The sequence below is a fragment of the Rothia sp. HMSC066G02 genome, from assembly GCF_001813145.1.
GTDB lineage: Bacteria > Actinomycetota > Actinomycetes > Actinomycetales > Micrococcaceae > Rothia.
This window is the reverse complement of sequence record NZ_KV811586.1, coordinates 247,175-264,073: the sequence shown is the minus strand read 5'-3', so window position 1 is coordinate 264,073 and position 16,899 is coordinate 247,175. Positions and strand designations below refer to the sequence as shown.

15 protein-coding genes are annotated in these 16,899 nt (G+C 60.5%); 7 read left to right on the top strand and 8 right to left on the bottom strand.

The window, feature by feature from the left end; all coding sequences use genetic code 11:
- Positions 1–264 precede the first annotated feature (264 nt).
- A complete protein-coding gene (locus HMPREF2894_RS03760) occupies positions 265–849 on the bottom strand; it encodes a TetR/AcrR family transcriptional regulator (protein WP_049327335.1) in 585 nt (194 codons plus the stop codon).
- 559 nt (positions 850–1,408) lie between these two features.
- On the opposite strand from HMPREF2894_RS03760, the gene HMPREF2894_RS03755 reads away from it, so the two are divergent.
- The 5 genes from HMPREF2894_RS03755 to HMPREF2894_RS03735 all read left to right on the top strand — a co-directional run bounded on the left by HMPREF2894_RS03755 (position 1,409) and on the right by HMPREF2894_RS03735 (position 6,980).
- Positions 1,409–2,515: a pseudouridine synthase gene (locus tag HMPREF2894_RS03755; RefSeq protein WP_070677870.1), complete on the top strand. Its 1,107-nt coding sequence runs from the start codon at positions 1,409–1,411 to the stop codon at positions 2,513–2,515.
- 162 nt (positions 2,516–2,677) lie between these two features.
- Complete coding sequence (locus HMPREF2894_RS03750; RefSeq protein WP_070677868.1) at positions 2,678–3,940, top strand: glycoside hydrolase family 76 protein; 1,263 nt, start codon at positions 2,678–2,680, stop codon at positions 3,938–3,940.
- Positions 3,941–4,074: 134 nt separating this feature from the next.
- Positions 4,075–5,013, top strand: a complete 939-nt coding sequence (locus HMPREF2894_RS03745; RefSeq protein WP_070677866.1) for a Dyp-type peroxidase — start codon at positions 4,075–4,077, stop codon at positions 5,011–5,013.
- Positions 5,014–5,127: 114 nt separating this feature from the next.
- Complete coding sequence (tgt, locus tag HMPREF2894_RS03740) at positions 5,128–6,438, top strand: tRNA guanosine(34) transglycosylase Tgt (RefSeq protein ID WP_070677864.1); 1,311 nt, start codon at positions 5,128–5,130, stop codon at positions 6,436–6,438.
- 32 nt (positions 6,439–6,470) lie between these two features.
- A complete protein-coding gene (locus HMPREF2894_RS03735) occupies positions 6,471–6,980 on the top strand; it encodes an SRPBCC family protein (protein ID WP_070677862.1) in 510 nt (169 codons plus the stop codon).
- A 122-nt stretch (positions 6,981–7,102) separates the two neighbouring features.
- Here HMPREF2894_RS03735 and HMPREF2894_RS03730 read toward each other — a convergent pair whose 3' ends face one another.
- From HMPREF2894_RS03730 to HMPREF2894_RS03700, 6 genes are all read right to left on the bottom strand, one after another.
- The gene (locus tag HMPREF2894_RS03730) at positions 7,103–7,810 is read right to left on the bottom strand and encodes a hypothetical protein (protein ID WP_070599291.1); all 708 of its coding nucleotides are present in this window, start codon (positions 7,808–7,810) and stop codon (positions 7,103–7,105) included.
- Positions 7,811–8,023: 213 nt separating this feature from the next.
- A complete protein-coding gene (locus tag HMPREF2894_RS03725; protein WP_070677859.1) occupies positions 8,024–9,157 on the bottom strand; it encodes a phosphoglycerol transferase in 1,134 nt (377 codons plus the stop codon).
- Between the two features lie 111 nt (positions 9,158–9,268).
- Entirely contained in the window at positions 9,269–9,781 is a 513-nt protein-coding gene (locus HMPREF2894_RS03720; protein WP_049340311.1) for an acyl-CoA thioesterase, read from the bottom strand.
- Positions 9,782–10,127: 346 nt separating this feature from the next.
- Positions 10,128–11,633 (bottom strand): amino acid permease, encoded by a 1,506-nt coding sequence (locus HMPREF2894_RS03710; protein WP_070677857.1) that lies wholly within the window; start codon positions 11,631–11,633, stop codon positions 10,128–10,130.
- A gap of 232 nt (positions 11,634–11,865) precedes the next feature.
- Entirely contained in the window at positions 11,866–13,320 is a 1,455-nt protein-coding gene (locus HMPREF2894_RS03705) for an amino acid permease (RefSeq protein WP_070677855.1), read from the bottom strand.
- Positions 13,321–13,427: 107 nt separating this feature from the next.
- Positions 13,428–14,156, bottom strand: a complete 729-nt coding sequence (locus HMPREF2894_RS03700) for a queuosine precursor transporter (RefSeq protein WP_049327351.1) — start codon at positions 14,154–14,156, stop codon at positions 13,428–13,430.
- A gap of 234 nt (positions 14,157–14,390) precedes the next feature.
- Between HMPREF2894_RS03700 and HMPREF2894_RS03695 the strand changes: the two genes are divergently transcribed.
- Both HMPREF2894_RS03695 and HMPREF2894_RS03690 read left to right on the top strand, forming a co-directional pair.
- Positions 14,391–15,443, top strand: a complete 1,053-nt coding sequence (locus HMPREF2894_RS03695) for an alpha/beta hydrolase family protein (RefSeq protein WP_070677853.1) — start codon at positions 14,391–14,393, stop codon at positions 15,441–15,443.
- A 109-nt stretch (positions 15,444–15,552) separates the two neighbouring features.
- Complete coding sequence (locus HMPREF2894_RS03690) at positions 15,553–16,248, top strand: TetR/AcrR family transcriptional regulator (RefSeq protein WP_005509262.1); 696 nt, start codon at positions 15,553–15,555, stop codon at positions 16,246–16,248.
- A gap of 143 nt (positions 16,249–16,391) precedes the next feature.
- Here HMPREF2894_RS03690 and HMPREF2894_RS03685 read toward each other — a convergent pair whose 3' ends face one another.
- On the bottom strand, positions 16,392–16,715 hold the full coding sequence (locus tag HMPREF2894_RS03685; RefSeq protein ID WP_005507186.1) for a type II toxin-antitoxin system VapB family antitoxin: 324 nt from the start codon (positions 16,713–16,715) through the stop codon (positions 16,392–16,394).
- Positions 16,716–16,899 lie beyond the last annotated feature (184 nt).

Genomic DNA, 16,899 nt, shown 5'->3' with positions numbered 1-16,899 from the left:
CCGAGCCTCAAGCTTAGCCTCAGAATAAAACTATTTTCTTCAACCTCAACTTGAGCATCACAATGCCCCGCACCCTCATTGAAGGGGGTACGGGGCATTATGTTTCCCTACTCACGAACCGGGTGGTGTTCCCGGATTCCACCACGTCGCAAGCGGCGTGGTGGAGGAATAACCGCCCGGATGTCCACGTCGCCTTTGCCGTGGAGCACGTAACCAAACATCGGAGCGGGAAGTCCTGTGTAGACCTGTCACCTCTTGAGGCGGCTAGTAGCCGCCGGTGAGGGTGTCAACGGCACCCAGGCACAGGTCGATGGCTTCTTCAAGCCCGAGCCCGCGGGAGCGAACGGTGCGCTGATCGCGGGGGTTGAGCTGCACGACGTGCAGGGCGAAGTAGTCGACGAGTTGCAACCAACCTCCGAGGATGACGCGGGTGCGGTCATTAATCGGCATGCCGGTGCGTTCAAGCATCCATTCGAGGTAGTCGGTGGGGTTGTTCGGGAAGTCCTCCCCACCGGGGGTGGGGACACCGGCTACAACGAGGAAGTAGGTGCGCAGTGCATTGCGCAGGGCCTCCTCGGGGTTTTCGTGGTGCTCGCCGAGAGCCTCAAGGACTGCATTGGCTTCGCGTCGGGTGACGGCTGCCGCCAGGGAGTCCTTGCCGGGGAAGTAGTGGTAGAGCAGGGCGCGGGTGATGCCTGCGTCGCGGGCGATAGCGCTCATGGAGGCACCGAGCACGCCGCGGCGAGCGAAATGTTCTGCAGCGATTTTCAGAATTTGCTCTTCGCGTTCGTGCGGCTCCATACGCAGGGCACCGGTGCGAGGCTCCGCATTCTTTTGTGAATGTTCCATAACCTCTCCTATCGCATTTTCCGGTGCTTTGGAATTGTCCGATTGCACCGCTGTATTTGGGGGTGTTCCTTTAACCTCTGCATCCTTGCGCTGTTTCTGTCCCATTTCGACCCCTTCGTTCGAAATATCGAACTTCTGTGTCTTAATCGTACCGCTTTAAGGCGGTTTCCAGCCTTTATTACGGCCTTTATGACGTAGGATGCCCAGGTTAGCAGGTCTTTATTTGCTTTACATCTTTTATAATTAGAAAAACTACAGGGTCTAAATTGAGGGTTATTAGTTTCTGATTTGACAGCATTTTCGAAAATATCGCACTTAAACGCTGTTTTTTGTAAAATTAATGCAGTTTTTTTAAATTAAATATCCAATAATTTCAAAAATTTGTGAAGTTTTCGTTTTCTCAACCACACGTTCACACAAACATTCATGAGTGTCAGACAAATCTGATTTCCGCAACCCCACACCCAAACCCACGGTAATATTTCCGCCTGCATGCAGCTCAGTCTGACTCATCCGTACCGCCGCCGAGCCAATCCCGCGCAGGCGGTAGAGTAGAGCCATGCCCGCACAGAACACCGCCCACACGCAGCCCGGCACCGCCTATCAGTCGAAACCGGCACGCCGCATGCATCGCCGTCTGCTGACCCCTCCGCTAGCTCAGAAGAACGGCATTGACCCGATTCAGCTGATCCTGCCACTGCCCAAGGAGCTCCCGGCTGAACTCACCCCGAATGGCACGGCTCCGGCAACCATTGCGGACTATCTGATTGCGCGCTTCTACCCGAACGACCCGCAGATTATTTACGCCCGCTTTAATACCGGTGAGGTGCGCCTGGACGACGGCACGATCCTGACCGGCGATAGCCCCTATATGCCGGGTGAGCGCATCTGGTATTTCCGCGAGCTTGTGGATGAGCCACAGCTACCCTCCGACATGCCGGTGCTCTACGAGGATGAGCACGTGCTGGCGATTGATAAGCCGCATTTTCTGCCGACCACCCCGCGCGGTTCCTATATTGCGCAGACCGCGCTGACCAAGCTGCGGGTGCGCGAGCAGAACCCGCTACTGATTCCGATTCACCGCCTGGATCGCCCAACCGCGGGCGTGCTGCTTTTTGCTAAGACGGTTGAGGCGCGCCGCCCCTTCCAGATGATGTTTCAGCACCGTCAGGTGTCAAAGACCTACCGTGCCGTGGCGCCGGTTCCCGCCGATGCTGCCGCCGCCGAGCAGGCGTTGAGTGCGGAGGGGCTGCAGGTGCGTTCGCATATTCAGAAGATTCGTGATCAGCTGCAGGTTCAGCAGCTTTCTGAGCAAGAGTGCGCGGCGCAGGGTGTGGAGCCGAATACGCTGACGACCGTGAAGATTCTGCGGACTTTCACTCCGAGTGCGCAGGCGGTTGAGGGGTGGCGCGCGGAACCGAATAGAGAATGGGCGCTCTATGATTTGGCGCCTCACACCGGCAAAACGCACCAGCTGCGGGCGCATCTGAATATGCTCAGCTCCCCCATTCTGGGCGATGTGCTCTACCCGCAGGTGCTACCCGACGCGCCAGACCGCCCCGAGTACCCGCTGCAGTTGCTGGCGTACAGTCTGCATTTTGAGCATCCCATCACCGGCGAGCGAGTGGATTTGTACAGCGGGCGTTCGCTGACTGCCGCCTCCTAACTGGTTTTTGAATGGCGTTCACCCCGTTCCCTGCGGTGCATCTTCTCGGCGGTCTCTCGAAAAGGAATCACACCCGAGAGCCCGCCCACAGCATCCGGGCGCTCAGAGGGCAAAAAGTGGGATAATTCAGACGTAATACTTCACCGCAACTACAGAGGGTCCATGAATTCCCAGCCGTCTTCCCACAACGCGCAGTCTCTGGAGTCGATTAGCGAGTACGCCGAGCGCACCTCCTCGCATGCCGCTGCCGCAGCCGCCAGCGTCACCGACACCTTCGTGCACCGTATTCTTGGCGTTCCCGGCGCCCTCATCGGTTCGGTGCAGGTGCCCGACCCGCGCCCGCTGAGCCAGCGCCTGAACGCTTGGCACTACTGGTGGCAGGCGCACCTGCTGGACTGTGTGATTGATGCCGGTCAGCGTCACCTGCGCGAAGGCGATATTACTGCCGCCCAGGAGCAGCTGCACCGCGCCCGCGCACTATTGCGCGGCATTAACGTGCGTAATTACGGCCGCTTCGCAAACGACTACTTTGACGATATGGCGTGGCTGACCCTCGCGGTGGGCCGCATGAACTCCTTCTGCATTGAGCTGACCGGCGCGAATGATGTTGCCGCCCAGGATGCTGGCGCGGCCCTCTTTGAGCAGTTGGCGAAGGGTTTCTCCCCGGTGGGTGGCATGAGTTGGCGCAAGTCCAAGCGTGATTTTGTGAATGCTGCGGCGACCGCGCCGACTGCTCTGGCGTATGTGCGTGCGGGCGACCCGAAGACTGCCGCCGCGCTCATGGATTGGATGAACGAAACCCTCTGGGATGCAGAACGTTCGCTCTATATTGATGGCGTGAACGTGCGCGGCGACGAGTACGAGTACGAGCGCGGCGAATTCACCTACAACCAGGGAACCGCCCTGGGCGCCCTGCTGAGCCTCGCCGCATCCGGTGTGCCCTGCGAGGTGGACCCCGCAGAACGCGCCGAGCGCCTCATCGTCGGCATCGTCAAGCACATGACCGAAGAGGTGGAGTTCCTCTCCGGTGCGCGCCGCCGCATCCTCATCTCTCACGGCGACGGCGACGGCGGCCTGTTCACCGGCATTCTCGTGCGCTACCTGGGCATGGCGGCATCCTCGCCGCTGCTTAGTGATGAGGCGCGAGCGCTCGCCTCGACCCTGGTGTACTCGACCGCACGCGCCCTGTGGGAGGGCCGCCGCGAGTTCGACCCCGACCTGCCGATGAATGAGTACGGCATTGACCCGAATGAGATTCGCGGTAAGGCGCTCGTGCAGTTCTCCCCGCGATTCACCGAGCCGATGAGCAAGGTTGTGAAGCCCGGCGCGCCGGTGGAGCTGTCCGCTCAGGTGCAGGCGTGGACTATTTTTGAGACGGCGGCGCGTCTGGCGCATGCGCGGTACCTCGCCTCCCACAGTTTCTAAAGTACGGCTTCTAAAACCCTGCTGTTCTTTATCCCCAGCCCTAATCTTCTCCCAGCGGTGCGTTCTCCCAGCAGCGCAGAAGGTTAGGGCTGGATTCATTGCGGGGGCGTACACACGGGCGTACGGTGAGTTTTATGTTTGCACCAGAATCACAACAGGTCACTGCCAGCCCGAACGCTAACACCATTTTCATGGTGTGGAAGTTCAAGGAAGACATCAGCCAGGATGCGCTCGTTGAGGGGTTCCAGAACCTCTGCGGGCTCGTTATTAACCTCAACCACACCGCCGCGAACCGCTACTCTCCCGAGAACGCCAGCGTTGTGCTGGGTATCAGCCACAGCGCGTGGCTGACCCTGGATCTGCCCAAGCCGCTGCCGCAAGAGCTCGTGGAGTTCGAGGAGATTAGGGGCCATAAGCACACCGCTGTGTCCACTCCCGGCGATTTGCACTTCCATATCCGCGCGACTCAGCCGTCCGTCGCCTACGATATGGCGTCCGCTATTACCGCGGCACTGCGCGATATTGCTGAGGTACTGGATGAGGTGCACGGCTTCCGCTACTGGGACGGCCGCTCCATCATCGGTTTTGTCGACGGCACCGAAAACCCGCAGACCCCCGCGGCACGCGAATACTTCGGCATCATCGGTGACAGCGACCCCATGTACAGGGGCGGCAGCTACCAGTTCGTGCAGAAGTACATCCACGACATGACCGCGTGGAACGCCCTGCCCGTTGCCGAGCAGGAGAAGGTCATCGGCCGCTCCAAGCACGACGACATCGAGATGAGCGAGGACGAGAAGCCCGCCAACTCGCACTCCGCTATCGCCAATATCGGTGACGACTTCAAGGTTATTCGCGACAACATGCCCTTCGGCACCGTGGGTAACAACGAGCTGGGCACCTACTTCATCTGCTACGCCAGCACCTTCTCGACCGTCCGGAAGATGCTGAAGAACATGTTCATGGGAGTGGATGGCGCCAACTACGACCGCCTGCTGGATTTCAGCACCGCGGTGACCGGCACCCTCTTCTTCGTGCCGACCGTGGATATGCTCGGCGACTTCGCAGGCTAAGATCAGCTGCCCTCAGCTGAATTCTCGTGAACCCCGCCTCTGGCAAGAGAGGCGGGGTTTTCCGGTAGGCTAGGGTGTAGACATTCAGACGGAAAGCAAACAATCGAGAGAAGAATGAGCGTTCTAGATAATTCTTTCCCCACCGAGGACTTTGGCTTCACCATCACCAGCCGCCTGGCGGACACCGCCTCCCCCAGCGCTGAACGTGTAGAAGCCAACGGCGGACAGTTCCGCGGACGCGCCGGTGTCATCACCACCCCGCACGGACAGATCCAGACCCCCGCCTTCACCCCCGTGGGCACCAAGGCAACCGTCAAGGCGGTCCTACCCGAATCCATGAAGGAGCTCGGCGCTCAGGCTCTGCTCTCCAACGCCTATCACCTGTACCTGCAGCCCGGCCCCGAAATCCTCGACGCGGCAGGCGGCCTGGGTGCGTTCATGAACTGGGACGGCCCCACCTTCACCGACTCCGGCGGATTCCAGGTGATGAGCCTGGGTTCGGGCTTCAAGAAGGTGATCGATATGGGTACCGTCGCGGATGCTAAGGGCGCCGACGGCCGCCCCCTCGGCGACGACGACGTGGCGAAGGGCAAGGAACGCCTCGCCCACATTGACGACGACGGCGTGAACTTCAAGTCGCATATTGACGGCTCGATTCACCGCTTCACTCCCGAGGTGTCCATGCAGGTTCAGCACCAGATTGGTGCCGACGTCATGTTCGCCTTCGACGAGCTGACCACCCTCTACAACTCCCGCGGCTACCAGGAGGAGGCGCTCGAACGCACCCGTCTGTGGGCGCTGCGCTGCATCGCTGAGCACCAGCGTCTCACCGCAGAGCGCGTGGGCAAGCCCTACCAGGCACTGTTCGGCGTGATTCAGGGCGCCCAGTACGAAGACCTGCGCCGCAAGGCATGCCAGGATCTCGGCTCCATGCCCTTCGACGGCTTCGGCATCGGTGGTGCACTCGAGAAGGAAAACCTCGGTACCATCGTGCGCTGGTGCGCCGAAGAGCTGCCCGAATCCAAGCCCCGCCACCTGCTCGGCATCTCCGAACCCGACGACATCTTCGTCGGCATCGAGAACGGTGTAGACACCTTCGACTGCGTCTCCCCCACCCGCGTGGCACGCAACGCCGCCGTCTACTCCCCCACCGGCCGCTACAACATCACCAACGCGCGCTTCAAGGCGGACTTCTCGCCCATCTACGAGGGCTGCGATTGCTACACCTGCACCCACTACACCCGCGCCTACCTGCGTCACCTCTTCAAGGCGGACGAGCGTCTGGCGGCGACCCTCGCCTCCATCCACAATGAGCGTTTCATCGTGCGCATGGTGGACGACGCCCGCGAAGCCATCAAGGACGGCACCTACTTCGAGTACCGTGACGAGTTCCTCGGCAACTACTACTCCGGCAAGAAGCCCTAAACCCGCTCTTCAACCCGTTTAAGGAGAACCCTATGAGCATCACTCATGTTCCCGATGAGGAGCTTCTCGTCTTCGACCACGAGATCGCAGCCCCGGCCGAGGACGTCTTCGGCGCCTACCTGGACCCCGAACTGCTGGTCCGCTGGTACGGCCCCGCCGGCTGGCACGTGCGCCCCACCGACGTTGTCGTGGAGCCCGTCGTCGGCGGTATGCAGCGCCTGTCCATGATCAACGAGGTTGACCCCTCGGTGTCCTGCATTCTGCAGAGCCGCTTTTTGAGCATTGAACCGTTCAAGGAGCTCGAATACGCCGAGCAGCTGCCCGACCACCTGGGCAACCCCGGTAGCGTGCTGGTGTACCAGCGTCACCGTTTCTTCCCCGAAACCGTGATTACCGCCGACGGCGTGGGTTCCGGTACCCGCATCGTCATTGAGATTGGTCCCATGCCCGCCTCGGTCCACGAGGAGGTGCGCACCACCTGGCGTTCGACCTTCGCCCGCCTGGATGACGTGCTCGCCACCCGTGCCCGCGGAGAGTTCTAACTCGCACCAGCTCTGATTCTGCCCGCCTGCGGGTGGGAATACTAAAGCGCCGCGTTGACGAATGATACGTCAACGCGGCGCTTGTGTTTAATACCCGTGCCTTGCCGGGTGGGAATCGTAAACTAGTTGGTCAGCTTCACGGTAATGACGGTGCTGCCACCATCCAGGGACACACACTCGGGGGTCGCACGATCCGCGCCGTCGCCCGGCTTCCAGTAGCAGCGCGCCGACATGACGGTACGCTCACCATTCGCCTTATCGGTCACCTCGGCGGGGTTCTGCACCACAAACTGGCGGATCAGCTCACGCGCAAACAGGCAATCCACCGCACCCGAGGTCACCTGAACCGTAGCGTTGTGCTTCAGGTAGCCAGTAGCGTCCATGCTGCCGCAGCTACCGCCCGCAGACTGAACATCCGAGCTGGACAGGCTCGCGGTGCTCGACGCCTTCGCCGAAGTATTCGCCTTAGCCGATGCGGAAGGGCTCGACGCCGCGCTCGCCTGCGCGGTCGCCGCGGGACTTGCGGTGGTGATGGTTCCGGGGCTCACGGTAGCCGCCGCGGTGGGGGTGTGCACGGTACCGGCAGTCGGGGTGCTTTCAGTGACCGTTGCGGTGCGGGTGGGCGAAGGGGTCGCCTTCGCGCTCGTAGCGCTGGGGCTAAGGGTCGCGGTGGCGCTCGGGGAGGCGGTGGTAGCGCCTCCGGAGCATGCCGACAGCGCCAGCAACAGCGTGGCACCGAGCGCTACGGGGCTGTAGCGCTTAGCGGTGCGGAGCGTAGTAGAACGAGCCTGGGTAGAAGTCTGGGTAGAGTGCTTCTGTGCCGGATGCATGGTGACCTTTCTGCGTCATCGGTTCGGGTTCCTAACCAGTATTCTAAAGACGCTACCTGTGAGCTAGCTATACGGATATGACATCTCAAGAACTCGCGAGGTAGCCCCAAGAGCACGAAAGGAGGGGCGCCCCGGGATTGCGGGGAGCCCCTCCTTAGCTCTTCACAACTCATTGACAGCTCACTGACAACTCATTGCCTCTGGCGCGGGTGTTTAGCCTTCGTGCCTGCCGCCCACCGTAATAGTGCGGCCGTTCCCGTCATGGCAGGTCATCGAGCCAGTCTCAATCTCGCCCAAGCAGGTCAGCTGCTTGCCCTCAGCAACGGGCAAGATCACCACATCCAAGGCGTGCATTATCTTCGTGTTTGCGGTGGTGGTTTCCGCGTGCAGAGCCGAGGACTCATTCACGGTATTCACCTCGCTGGCGCCGGTCAGGAAGTTCATGCGAGTCACCTCCACCGGACCGGCAAAAGTGCGGCCGACAGCACCGTTACCGTTGCCGGTCTGCTCGCCGGTGCGGCGCTCGCACACCAGGGTTCCGTCCGCGGGGTTCAGCTCGCAGAGGGTGCGCTCGTCATCGCTCTTGAAACGGTAGTAGCCGGCACCGGAATCGTAGTAGGAGGGCTCCATGAGGAAGGGAATCTGGGGAGCATCCGGATTGTCCAGGCGAGCCACAAAGGCGACATCCTCACCGATGGTGCACTCGGGGGCGCCGCGATCCTCGCGACGGTTCTCAGCCATCTCGTACTGCGGGTTCCAGTAGCAGGTGGCATCCTGAACCTTCGCCACCTGGTGCTGGGTCAGGTTGTCGTCGGCACGCGGGGTGGTGACGTATTCGGTCAGCACGTCCAGGGCGTGGGCGCAGTCCACGGTACCGCGCAGCACCATGATTTCCGCGCCGGTCTTCAGGTAGCCCTTACGTCCGATGTGTCCGCAGCGCTCGCCGGCGGAGGCGCGCTCAGCCTCCACCTTTTCGGGCGCGCGAGGAGTGTCACCGGTAGGAGTCGCTGCCGCGGTGGGGGTTTCCTTCGCCTCAGCGGGTGCGGAGGATTCGGACGCCTTCGCCTCGGTGCTCTCTGCGGGGGCGGGCACCTGGGTTTCGGTGACCGTCGGCTCGGTACTCTTTGCCGGCTCAGCGCTCTTCGTCGGCGATGCCGTCGAGGACGGTAGCGGGTACTTCGAGTGGTTAGCCGTGCCGGAGGCGCTGGGGTTCGACGAGGAGTTTTCGCTCTGAGAACCGCCAAAGCAGCCAGTCAGGGCAAGGAGCAGGGCGGCGGCGCATCCGGTGGCGCGCATCGTGCGGCGACCCCAACCGGCAGGGCCTGCCTGAGTGTGGTGGAACGACATTGTTATCTCTCCCGGGAATGAACCTTTTGCACCCTTTGCAGAAGGTATTTAAAGCATACGCTTGACCCCGTTCAAGACCGGTTTATTACAGCGGAGCGCCGGTATCTACCCCTATTTCTGCGGCAGGTAGGAGCTCAACAGCTCACGCTGCTCGGGGCTCAGACGGGTCAAACGACCCACAACCGAATCCCAGAACGCCAGCACGGTAAAGGCACGCACGCACTCGCGGCCGTCCACCGGGGAGAGAATCGAGTAGCCAATACGCACGGATGCGGCGCTGACCTTCTCCACGCTCAGGCGCACTGGCACGGGCTCACCAGTGTAGGGCAGCTGAGCCAGGTAGCGGATGCCGTGCTCGGCAATGAGTGCCTGCACACCCTCGGCAACCAGGTCGAAAAGCGGAATCGGAGGCTGCGGTGCCACGGTGGGCTTCTGCCCGGAGGAGGGCGGTGGGCCGAAGAGCGCCACGCGGGCTTCTTCCATGACCGAGAGGATGGCAACGTTGTTGACGTGCCCGTAGGCGTCCATATCGCCCCAGCGTGCGGGTACGTGCACCAGCAGTTCGTCGGTGGTACCGGCCTCAGGGGCGGGGGTGTTTTCGCGGTTCTTTTCGTGGCTTTGCATGGTTTTAACTCTACTCCCCCGCCGCTTTGAGGGGGCTATTCGTACGAATCCGCAAGGTACAGCAAATGAATCAGCTGATGATGATTCGGGGGCTAGAAATATATTTGGTAGTTAAAGCGATGAGGCTCGAAAGCTACGATGCTTTCGAGCCTCATCCAACACACAGACATTTGAACGCATACAAGATCATACGGTTCACTGTCTATGATAGACCCCACTCTGAGGGCCAACTGCATTTTTACGGTTTTATTACGAGGAATTCCAGAAATTTTCCGTATTTTTCGTTTATTACTGTGTTGGAGTCTCTGCAGGCCCCAGCACCGGCTCTCCCGGCAGCTACAGAACCTTAACGGCCCAGCTTAGCCGCAGTCTCCAGGGCATGATCAGCGTCGTACTTCATGGCGTCATACTCGGCAGTTGCCTGCTGAGCCTCAACAAAGGTCTGCTCATCAATCATGTGAGTGTGGCGGATACGAGCAAAGTACAGCAGGCTCAGAACCACAAAGTAGCCCACGCCCACAATTGCCGGAACCATAGAACCGCGCACCATGAAGAGCGCAACCCACACCGCGAAGAGCAGCAGAACGCCAACCGCCGCGGTGAACTGGCCACCCCACAGGCGGAAACCATTGGCAGCAGGCTCAACACGCTTGTACACGATGTAGGCGAACAGAATCAGAACCCACACGGTCAGCGCGCACACCATGATCACAAAAATCATGGAGAGGAACGCTTCCTTCGGGCTGTACAGCGCCAGCAGAATAGCAATAACCATGCCGCTGGTCGACGCCCACACGGCGCGAGCCGGAACGCCAGCACGGTTCACCTGAGCCAGCTGGCGAGGCGCCATGCCGTCAGCCGCCAGGGAGTGTAGCAGACGCGCACCCGCGTACAGGTTTGCGTTCGCGCTCGACAGTGCCGCAATCAGCACCACAAAGTTCACGAAGTGCGCCACGCCCTGAATGCCAAGCTGTTCAAAGACCAGAACGAACGGGGAAGCATCCACAGCGTCGCCCAGACCCGATGCCGAACGCCACGGAATAACAGCCACAACAATTAGAACCGCCAGCACGTAGAAGGTCGCCAAACGAACCATCATCGCCTTCGCCGAGGAACGCACCGAACGGGAGGGGTCCTTCGCCTCCGCAGCAGAGATTGAAATCATCTCAATACCGCCAAAGGAGAACATCACCACAGCCAGCGACAGCCACACCGACTGGAGGCCGTTCGGCATGAAGCCGCCGTCGTTGAAGAGGTTTGCGGTACCCACCGCGGCGTGACCGGGCAGGCCGAAGAAAATCAGGCACAGGCCCACCAGCAGGAAGGCAATAATCGAAATGACCTTAATCGAAGACAGGAAGAACTCCAGCATGCCAAAAGACTTCACGCTGGTCAGGTTCAGCACAATCAGCGCCACACCAAACGCGGCAATACCCGCCCACAGCGGAAGCTGCGGCCACCAATAATTCAGGTAAGTCGCTACCGACACCAGCTCAACGCCAGCAATCAGAACAGTCGCCGTCCAGTATGCGATGCGAGTCAAAAAGCCCGCGAAGGGGCCCAGGTAGCGGGTAGCGATAGTGCCAAAACCGCCGCGGACAGGGTAGCGAACCGCCATTTCACCGGTTGCCGCGCCAATCACCGAAGCGAGCGCAGAACCAATAGCGTAGGTGAGAATGACCGCGGGACCAGCCATCGCAATGGCGGTGCCCGAACCCAAGAAGAGGCCCGTACCGAGCGCGGAACCCATCACGATCATGGTCATCTGTCCGTGGGACAGAGAACGCTTCAGGGTGCGCGATCCGGCGGTCCCCGCTGCAGCGTGGCTGCGGGTATCGTCGTTGTGGGACACGAAGGTGCCTTCCGTCAGTACGCCTTAGGGGCGTGATGTGCAATGTGTGCTCGCACCCGGCTTCTGCGGCTTCTAGCCGCGTTGACGGGTACGAATAGTTAACTATTCTACGGGCACACTCACATCGCTCAGAACGGCGCCGTCTAGAGTACAGAAGCGAAAAGGCACCGAACGGGGGTGCTCCCCCATCCGGTGCCTTTTATGTTTTAGCCTCGCGAGGCTTTCACGCTATTTAGTGCTGTGCCGTGCTGGTGTTCTCGTCGGCGTGCATAGCGTCCAGGTCGGGGCGCTCATAACCGCCCTGAACCTTCGACGAGATGGCGTAGCCAATAGAAATCAGCACGAAGAAGACGATACCGACCATGATGGATTCCTGAACGCCCGAGCCGGGCAGCATGAACATTGCCGCCAGGGTCGCCAGGACACCCGCCAGAGCCAGACCTGCGGTGACGCGGCCACCCAGCACGGTGAAGGAGGAGGCGTCCTTTTGGTCCTTCTTGTACGCCTGGTAGGTCAGCAGAATCATGATCCACACAATCAGGATGCACAGGGTCACCAGCGCCATGAGCAGAGCGAAGATGTCGCCGATCTTGGCAACAGCCATCACGGTTGCCACGACCACGCCGGTGAAGGAGATGAGCAGAGCCACGACCGGCACGCCGCGCGAGGAGGTGCGGGCAGCCACTGCGGGAGCCATGCGGTCAGAGCCCAGGGCGTGCAGCAGGCGGGTTGCCGCGTACAGGGAGGCATTAGCGCCAGAGAGCGCAGCAACGAGCACCACGAAGTTCATGATGTCCGCCGCGAAGGGGATACCCAGTTCAGAGAAGACCAGCACGAACGGCGACTCGGTCAGCTCCGAGTTCTGTGCGGCGGTCTGCCAGGGCACCAGGCACAGAATAATTGCCATGGACACCACGTAGAAAGTGGACAGGCGCCAGATCATTGCCTTCACGCTGGTTGCCACCGAGCGTGCCGGGTCCTTCGCCTCCGCTGCGGAGAGGGAAATCATTTCCACACCGCCGAAGGAGAACATGACAACAGCCATCGAAATCCAGATGGATGCCGGGCCGTTGGGCAGGAAGCCGCCGTCGTTCACGAGGTTTGCGGTACCCGCCGCAGCGTGACCGGGCAGACCCACGAACACCAGCAGCACACCAATCACCATGAACACGATGACGGCAGAAACCTTAATCGAAGAGAGCAGGAACTCCAGGGCGCCGAAGGACTTCACGCTCACCAGGTTCAGCACCAGAATAATCGCACCGAAGAGAGCGACGAACACAGCCAGGGGAACGTCCGGGAACCAGTACGCCATGTAGTGGCCAACCGCCACCAGCTCAGCACCAGCCAGCGGCACGGTGCACGCCCAATACGCCCAGCGAGTCAGGTAGCCGCTAAAGGGGTTCAGGTATCGGCTCGCAATGGTGCCGAAACCGCCCTGGACGGGGTGACGCACGGACATTTCGCCCGCGCACGCAGCAATGGTTGCCGCAATCATCGAACCAATAGCGTAAGAGAGGATTGCGCCAGGGCCCGCAATTTTAATGGCGGAGGAGGAGCCCAGGAACAGGCCCGTACCCAGCGCCAAGCCCATCGCAATCATGGTCAACTGGCCGTGGGAGAGGGAACGATTCAACGAGTCGTTCTTCTCCGACTGCTCGGGGGTGCTCCCCTGCAGTTTAGACATAACGTATCTCTTTCTTAGACATGCTGTGTATTGAATAAAGCTGAAATGGCAATGCCGCCCAGTCGTTAGGCCGGGCGGCTCTGCACATCAGCTGTCAGGAGGTTAGCTTATGCCACGTACTCGAGTTCGTGACGCTTGAACCAACCAATAATCGGGTAGCTGATCGGCATGAGGATCACCTCGACCAGGCACTTATAGATATAGCCGATCAGTACGTAGTTGATGAATGCTTCCATGGTGTCGATACCAAGCACCGGTGCCGCAATGGAGCAGAAGATGACGGTGTCGAGCAGCTCACCAACCAGGGTGGAGACAATCATACGCAGCCACAGGAAACGGCCCTTGCTTGCCTTCTTCATTGCCACCATGACCCAGGCGTTCAGGGTCTGACCGAAGAGGTAACCGAGCAGGGAGCCCACAAAAATCTGCCAGACCGGGCCGAGAACCTGCGCGAACGCCTCCTGGCCGGTGTAGAAGCTCGCAGCGGGCAGGTGCACGATCAGCAGGAAACACAGGGCAGCAAAAGCGGCTGAGGCGAAGGAGGCCACAATCGCGCGGCGGGCACGCTTGAAGCCGTACACCTCAGAAAGAAGGTCGCCAATAACGTAGGCGAGAGGGAAAAGGAAGAAACCACCGTCGGTGACGATGGTGTTACCAATGAGGGGCAGTTCGAAGGGCAGGGGACCGAACTCCACGCCCTTAGTTGCACCAATATTCGAAATGATCAGGATGACGCAGGACGCGCCCAGCAGCAGATCAAAGTAGCCGCGGCGACCAGCCCAGGGCACCTTGACGGTGCTCGTCTGAGCCTTAGATTCGCTAACGGGTTTAGCCATTACTTTCCCCAAGTCTTTCTTCATGCGATGTGTTTCTTCACGCAAGGTACGAGCCCTCACGTGTGGTGGGTGAGTGCACTATGCAGGGCGCTACTCACTGGCTCGCCTGCCACCCGAGCCTATCTAATAGTACCTATATGCCGTGGCGGCGGCAGGTTTACGGGCTTCGTTCAAGAGTGTGGACGCTCATGACCACCCCGCCAGCCTTCCTGACCGCACATTTACAATAAATGTATGAAGAATCTGGGCCACGGAATTCACCGCACTGAGCAGGTGGTATCCCTGCTGGGGGCGGGGCGTGCGCTACGCGCCTCGCTTCGGCGGTCGGTACGGGGTTCTTCACAGCAGGTGCGGAGGCGGCGGCACCGTAACCAGCGGCGGCTGAGCGCGCATATTCCGCGTCTGCATCCGCTGTTCACCTATGCGGCGCAGGCTGTGCGCACCGGAGCTTCCCTGCTAGAGCCAGTGCTTCTGGCTTCGTCTGAGCTGCTCGGTTACCGATCGTTTACGCATCGCGGGCGCAATATCTACTATCGGGTCGATAACCTGTATCTTCTGACCGATTCTGAGTCTGCGCCCGGTGTGCTGTTCTATTTTGATGGTGATCATCTCTCGCGTGCCGGTAGCCGCCTGTTGCGCCGAACTTCCCCCCTGCGTGCCGAGCTGGCGCAGGTGGCGGCTGAGTTCAATATGCTGTCGGTGCCGGTGCTGTCGCCGGGTAGTCTGCGGGAGCCGCGCCTGACCGATGGTGATTCTTATGCGCCTCCGCTGACCTACAACTGGTGGGTTCGCGCCCGCTCAAACGGCAGGATGGTTCGCGTCCTCATTGAGGAGATTGCCCTGGCGTACGGGGTGGATACGAGCCGTATCTGGCTTGCGGGCTATTCGGGTGGCGCCGAGTTCCTCAGCTACGAGCTGCTGTCACACGATATTGAGTGGATTCGTGGAGGTGGCGCGACCTTCATCGGCGGCGGCGGCGCTGACGGCGTGCCCGCGCGGGTGCGTGAGCGGGCTGCTCTGAATCCTTCTTCGCATGCGCATCTGGTGATGAGCTGGCATGTGGGTGTGTTGGATGGTCGTTCGCCGTCGGGTCGTCGGCGTATGGCGACCAGTGCGGAGGGTAGCTGGTCGGCGCGGATTGCGGTGCAGGAGGGTAGTGCGTTCTACGAGGGGTTGGGTGCGCGGACTTTGTTGCAGGTGACTCCGGGGCGTGGCCATACGGGGTATCCGATTGCGTCGTTGGTGGGTGCTGATTTGGCGGCGGCTACGCGTTTAGGCTTCTTGTAGTGCCGGTCGTTCTGTCATATTTGAGAAAATTCGCATGGATTGCGCAAATTTCTTGGTGACACATTCGATAAATTCGTCATTTGCTGACGATTTAGGGTAGAGTGTCACTATGCCTCGTATTTCTGCAGCAACCAACGCCGCCCAGCGCGAAAACACCAAGCGCGCCATCCTCAACTCCTTCGGCGAGATCCTCTACAACCGCGGCCTCTCCGGCCTGACCATGACCGACGTCGCCAAGAACGCCGGCATCGGTCGCACCGCGGTCTACAACTACTTTGCCGACATGGGCGAACTACTGGTCGCCTACGCCCTGGACGAGACCGAACGCTTCCTCAACGAGCTGCGCGTCGGCCTGGAGGGCATCGAAAACCCGATTGACCAGCTCGCGGTCTACATTCGCTTGCAAATCAACGACCTGGCGCGCCGCCACCTGCCTCCGGGCCCTGCGATGCGCTCCATGCTCTCCCCCGAGTCCTACGCGAAGCTCGGCAAGCACGTTCACGAGCTGCAGATGGTGCTCGCGCATATTCTTTCTGCCGCCATTGCCGAGAACTACATTCCGAAGAACGACATTCGCGAACTGGCGATGCTCGTGCACGGCTCCCTCTCCTCAAGCGCCGGTCGCGCCGAGGACGCACCGGATGAGGAAACCCGTGAGCGCCAGATTCTGAATACTATCCGTTTTATTCAGATGGGCCTGGGCGCGCGTTTTGACGCCGAGGGCAACCCGGTTCGCCTGGATTCCGAGGAGTCCCTGCCGGAGCAATCCCCGGTGCAGGAGGCGGGCCTGAAGGTTGCGTCCTAAGCGTGGTATCTCTGCGTAGCGGAACGTAGCTCAGTTATACGTCACAAAAATGCCGCGGACCTGATGCTTCTTTGCATCGGTCCGCGGCATTTTCTGTATTCGGGTAGGCGTTTACGCGGTTAGGTTTTTACGCGAGTAGGTTTTTACGCGCCGGGCAGCAGCGCCGGGGAGATTGAGTCCAGGTCCAGTACGCGCGCATACATGACGGCGCGGCGGTGCAGGGCGTTACGCAGTGCGCGGTGCACGCCGTCTTCGAGGTAGAGTTCGCCTCCCCATTTGACGACGTGAGGGAAGAGGTCGCCGTAGAAGGTGGAGTCTTCGGCGAGTAGGGTCTCGAGGTTGAGGGTTTTTTGGGTGGTGATGAGGGTGTCGAGGCGTACCTGCTGCGGCGGGATTCCTCCCCAGTCGGCATGGGTCATGCCGTGCTGGGGGTAGGGGCGGCTGTCGCCTACTTTTTTGAAGATCATGGTGGTGCTTTCTGCAGGTATGGGGCGCTCCGATGGCGCCCGGAACCGTGGGGTTCTGAAGAAATAGTACCAAGGGGTATAAAAAATCCCCGGTCTTAGATTCTAAGACCGGGGATCGGTGGCGGAGGATGGAGGATTTGAACCTCCGAGGGTGTTAACCCAACACGCGTTCCAGGCGTGCGCC

Excerpts from the sequence above, each read along its gene's own strand:
- tgt (WP_070677864.1), top strand. The coding sequence starts at position 5,128 with ATGAGCGTTCTAGATAATTCTTTCCCCACCGAGGACTTTGGCTTCACC.
- HMPREF2894_RS03690 (WP_005509262.1), top strand. The coding sequence starts at position 15,553 with ATGCCTCGTATTTCTGCAGCAACCAACGCCGCCCAGCGCGAAAACACC.
- HMPREF2894_RS03700 (WP_049327351.1), bottom strand. The coding sequence starts at position 14,156 with ATGGCTAAACCCGTTAGCGAATCTAAGGCTCAGACGAGCACCGTCAAG.
- HMPREF2894_RS03695 (WP_070677853.1), top strand. The coding sequence starts at position 14,391 with ATGAAGAATCTGGGCCACGGAATTCACCGCACTGAGCAGGTGGTATCC.
- HMPREF2894_RS03745 (WP_070677866.1), top strand. The coding sequence starts at position 4,075 with ATGTTTGCACCAGAATCACAACAGGTCACTGCCAGCCCGAACGCTAAC.
- HMPREF2894_RS03705 (WP_070677855.1), bottom strand. The coding sequence starts at position 13,320 with ATGTCTAAACTGCAGGGGAGCACCCCCGAGCAGTCGGAGAAGAACGAC.
- HMPREF2894_RS03755 (WP_070677870.1), top strand. The coding sequence starts at position 1,409 with ATGCCCGCACAGAACACCGCCCACACGCAGCCCGGCACCGCCTATCAG.
- HMPREF2894_RS03735 (WP_070677862.1), top strand. The coding sequence starts at position 6,471 with ATGAGCATCACTCATGTTCCCGATGAGGAGCTTCTCGTCTTCGACCAC.
- HMPREF2894_RS03730 (WP_070599291.1), bottom strand. The coding sequence starts at position 7,810 with ATGCATCCGGCACAGAAGCACTCTACCCAGACTTCTACCCAGGCTCGT.
- HMPREF2894_RS03725 (WP_070677859.1), bottom strand. The coding sequence starts at position 9,157 with ATGTCGTTCCACCACACTCAGGCAGGCCCTGCCGGTTGGGGTCGCCGC.
- HMPREF2894_RS03750 (WP_070677868.1), top strand. The coding sequence starts at position 2,678 with ATGAATTCCCAGCCGTCTTCCCACAACGCGCAGTCTCTGGAGTCGATT.
- HMPREF2894_RS03760 (WP_049327335.1), bottom strand. The coding sequence starts at position 849 with ATGGAACATTCACAAAAGAATGCGGAGCCTCGCACCGGTGCCCTGCGT.
- HMPREF2894_RS03685 (WP_005507186.1), bottom strand. The coding sequence starts at position 16,715 with ATGATCTTCAAAAAAGTAGGCGACAGCCGCCCCTACCCCCAGCACGGC.
- HMPREF2894_RS03720 (WP_049340311.1), bottom strand. The coding sequence starts at position 9,781 with ATGCAAAGCCACGAAAAGAACCGCGAAAACACCCCCGCCCCTGAGGCC.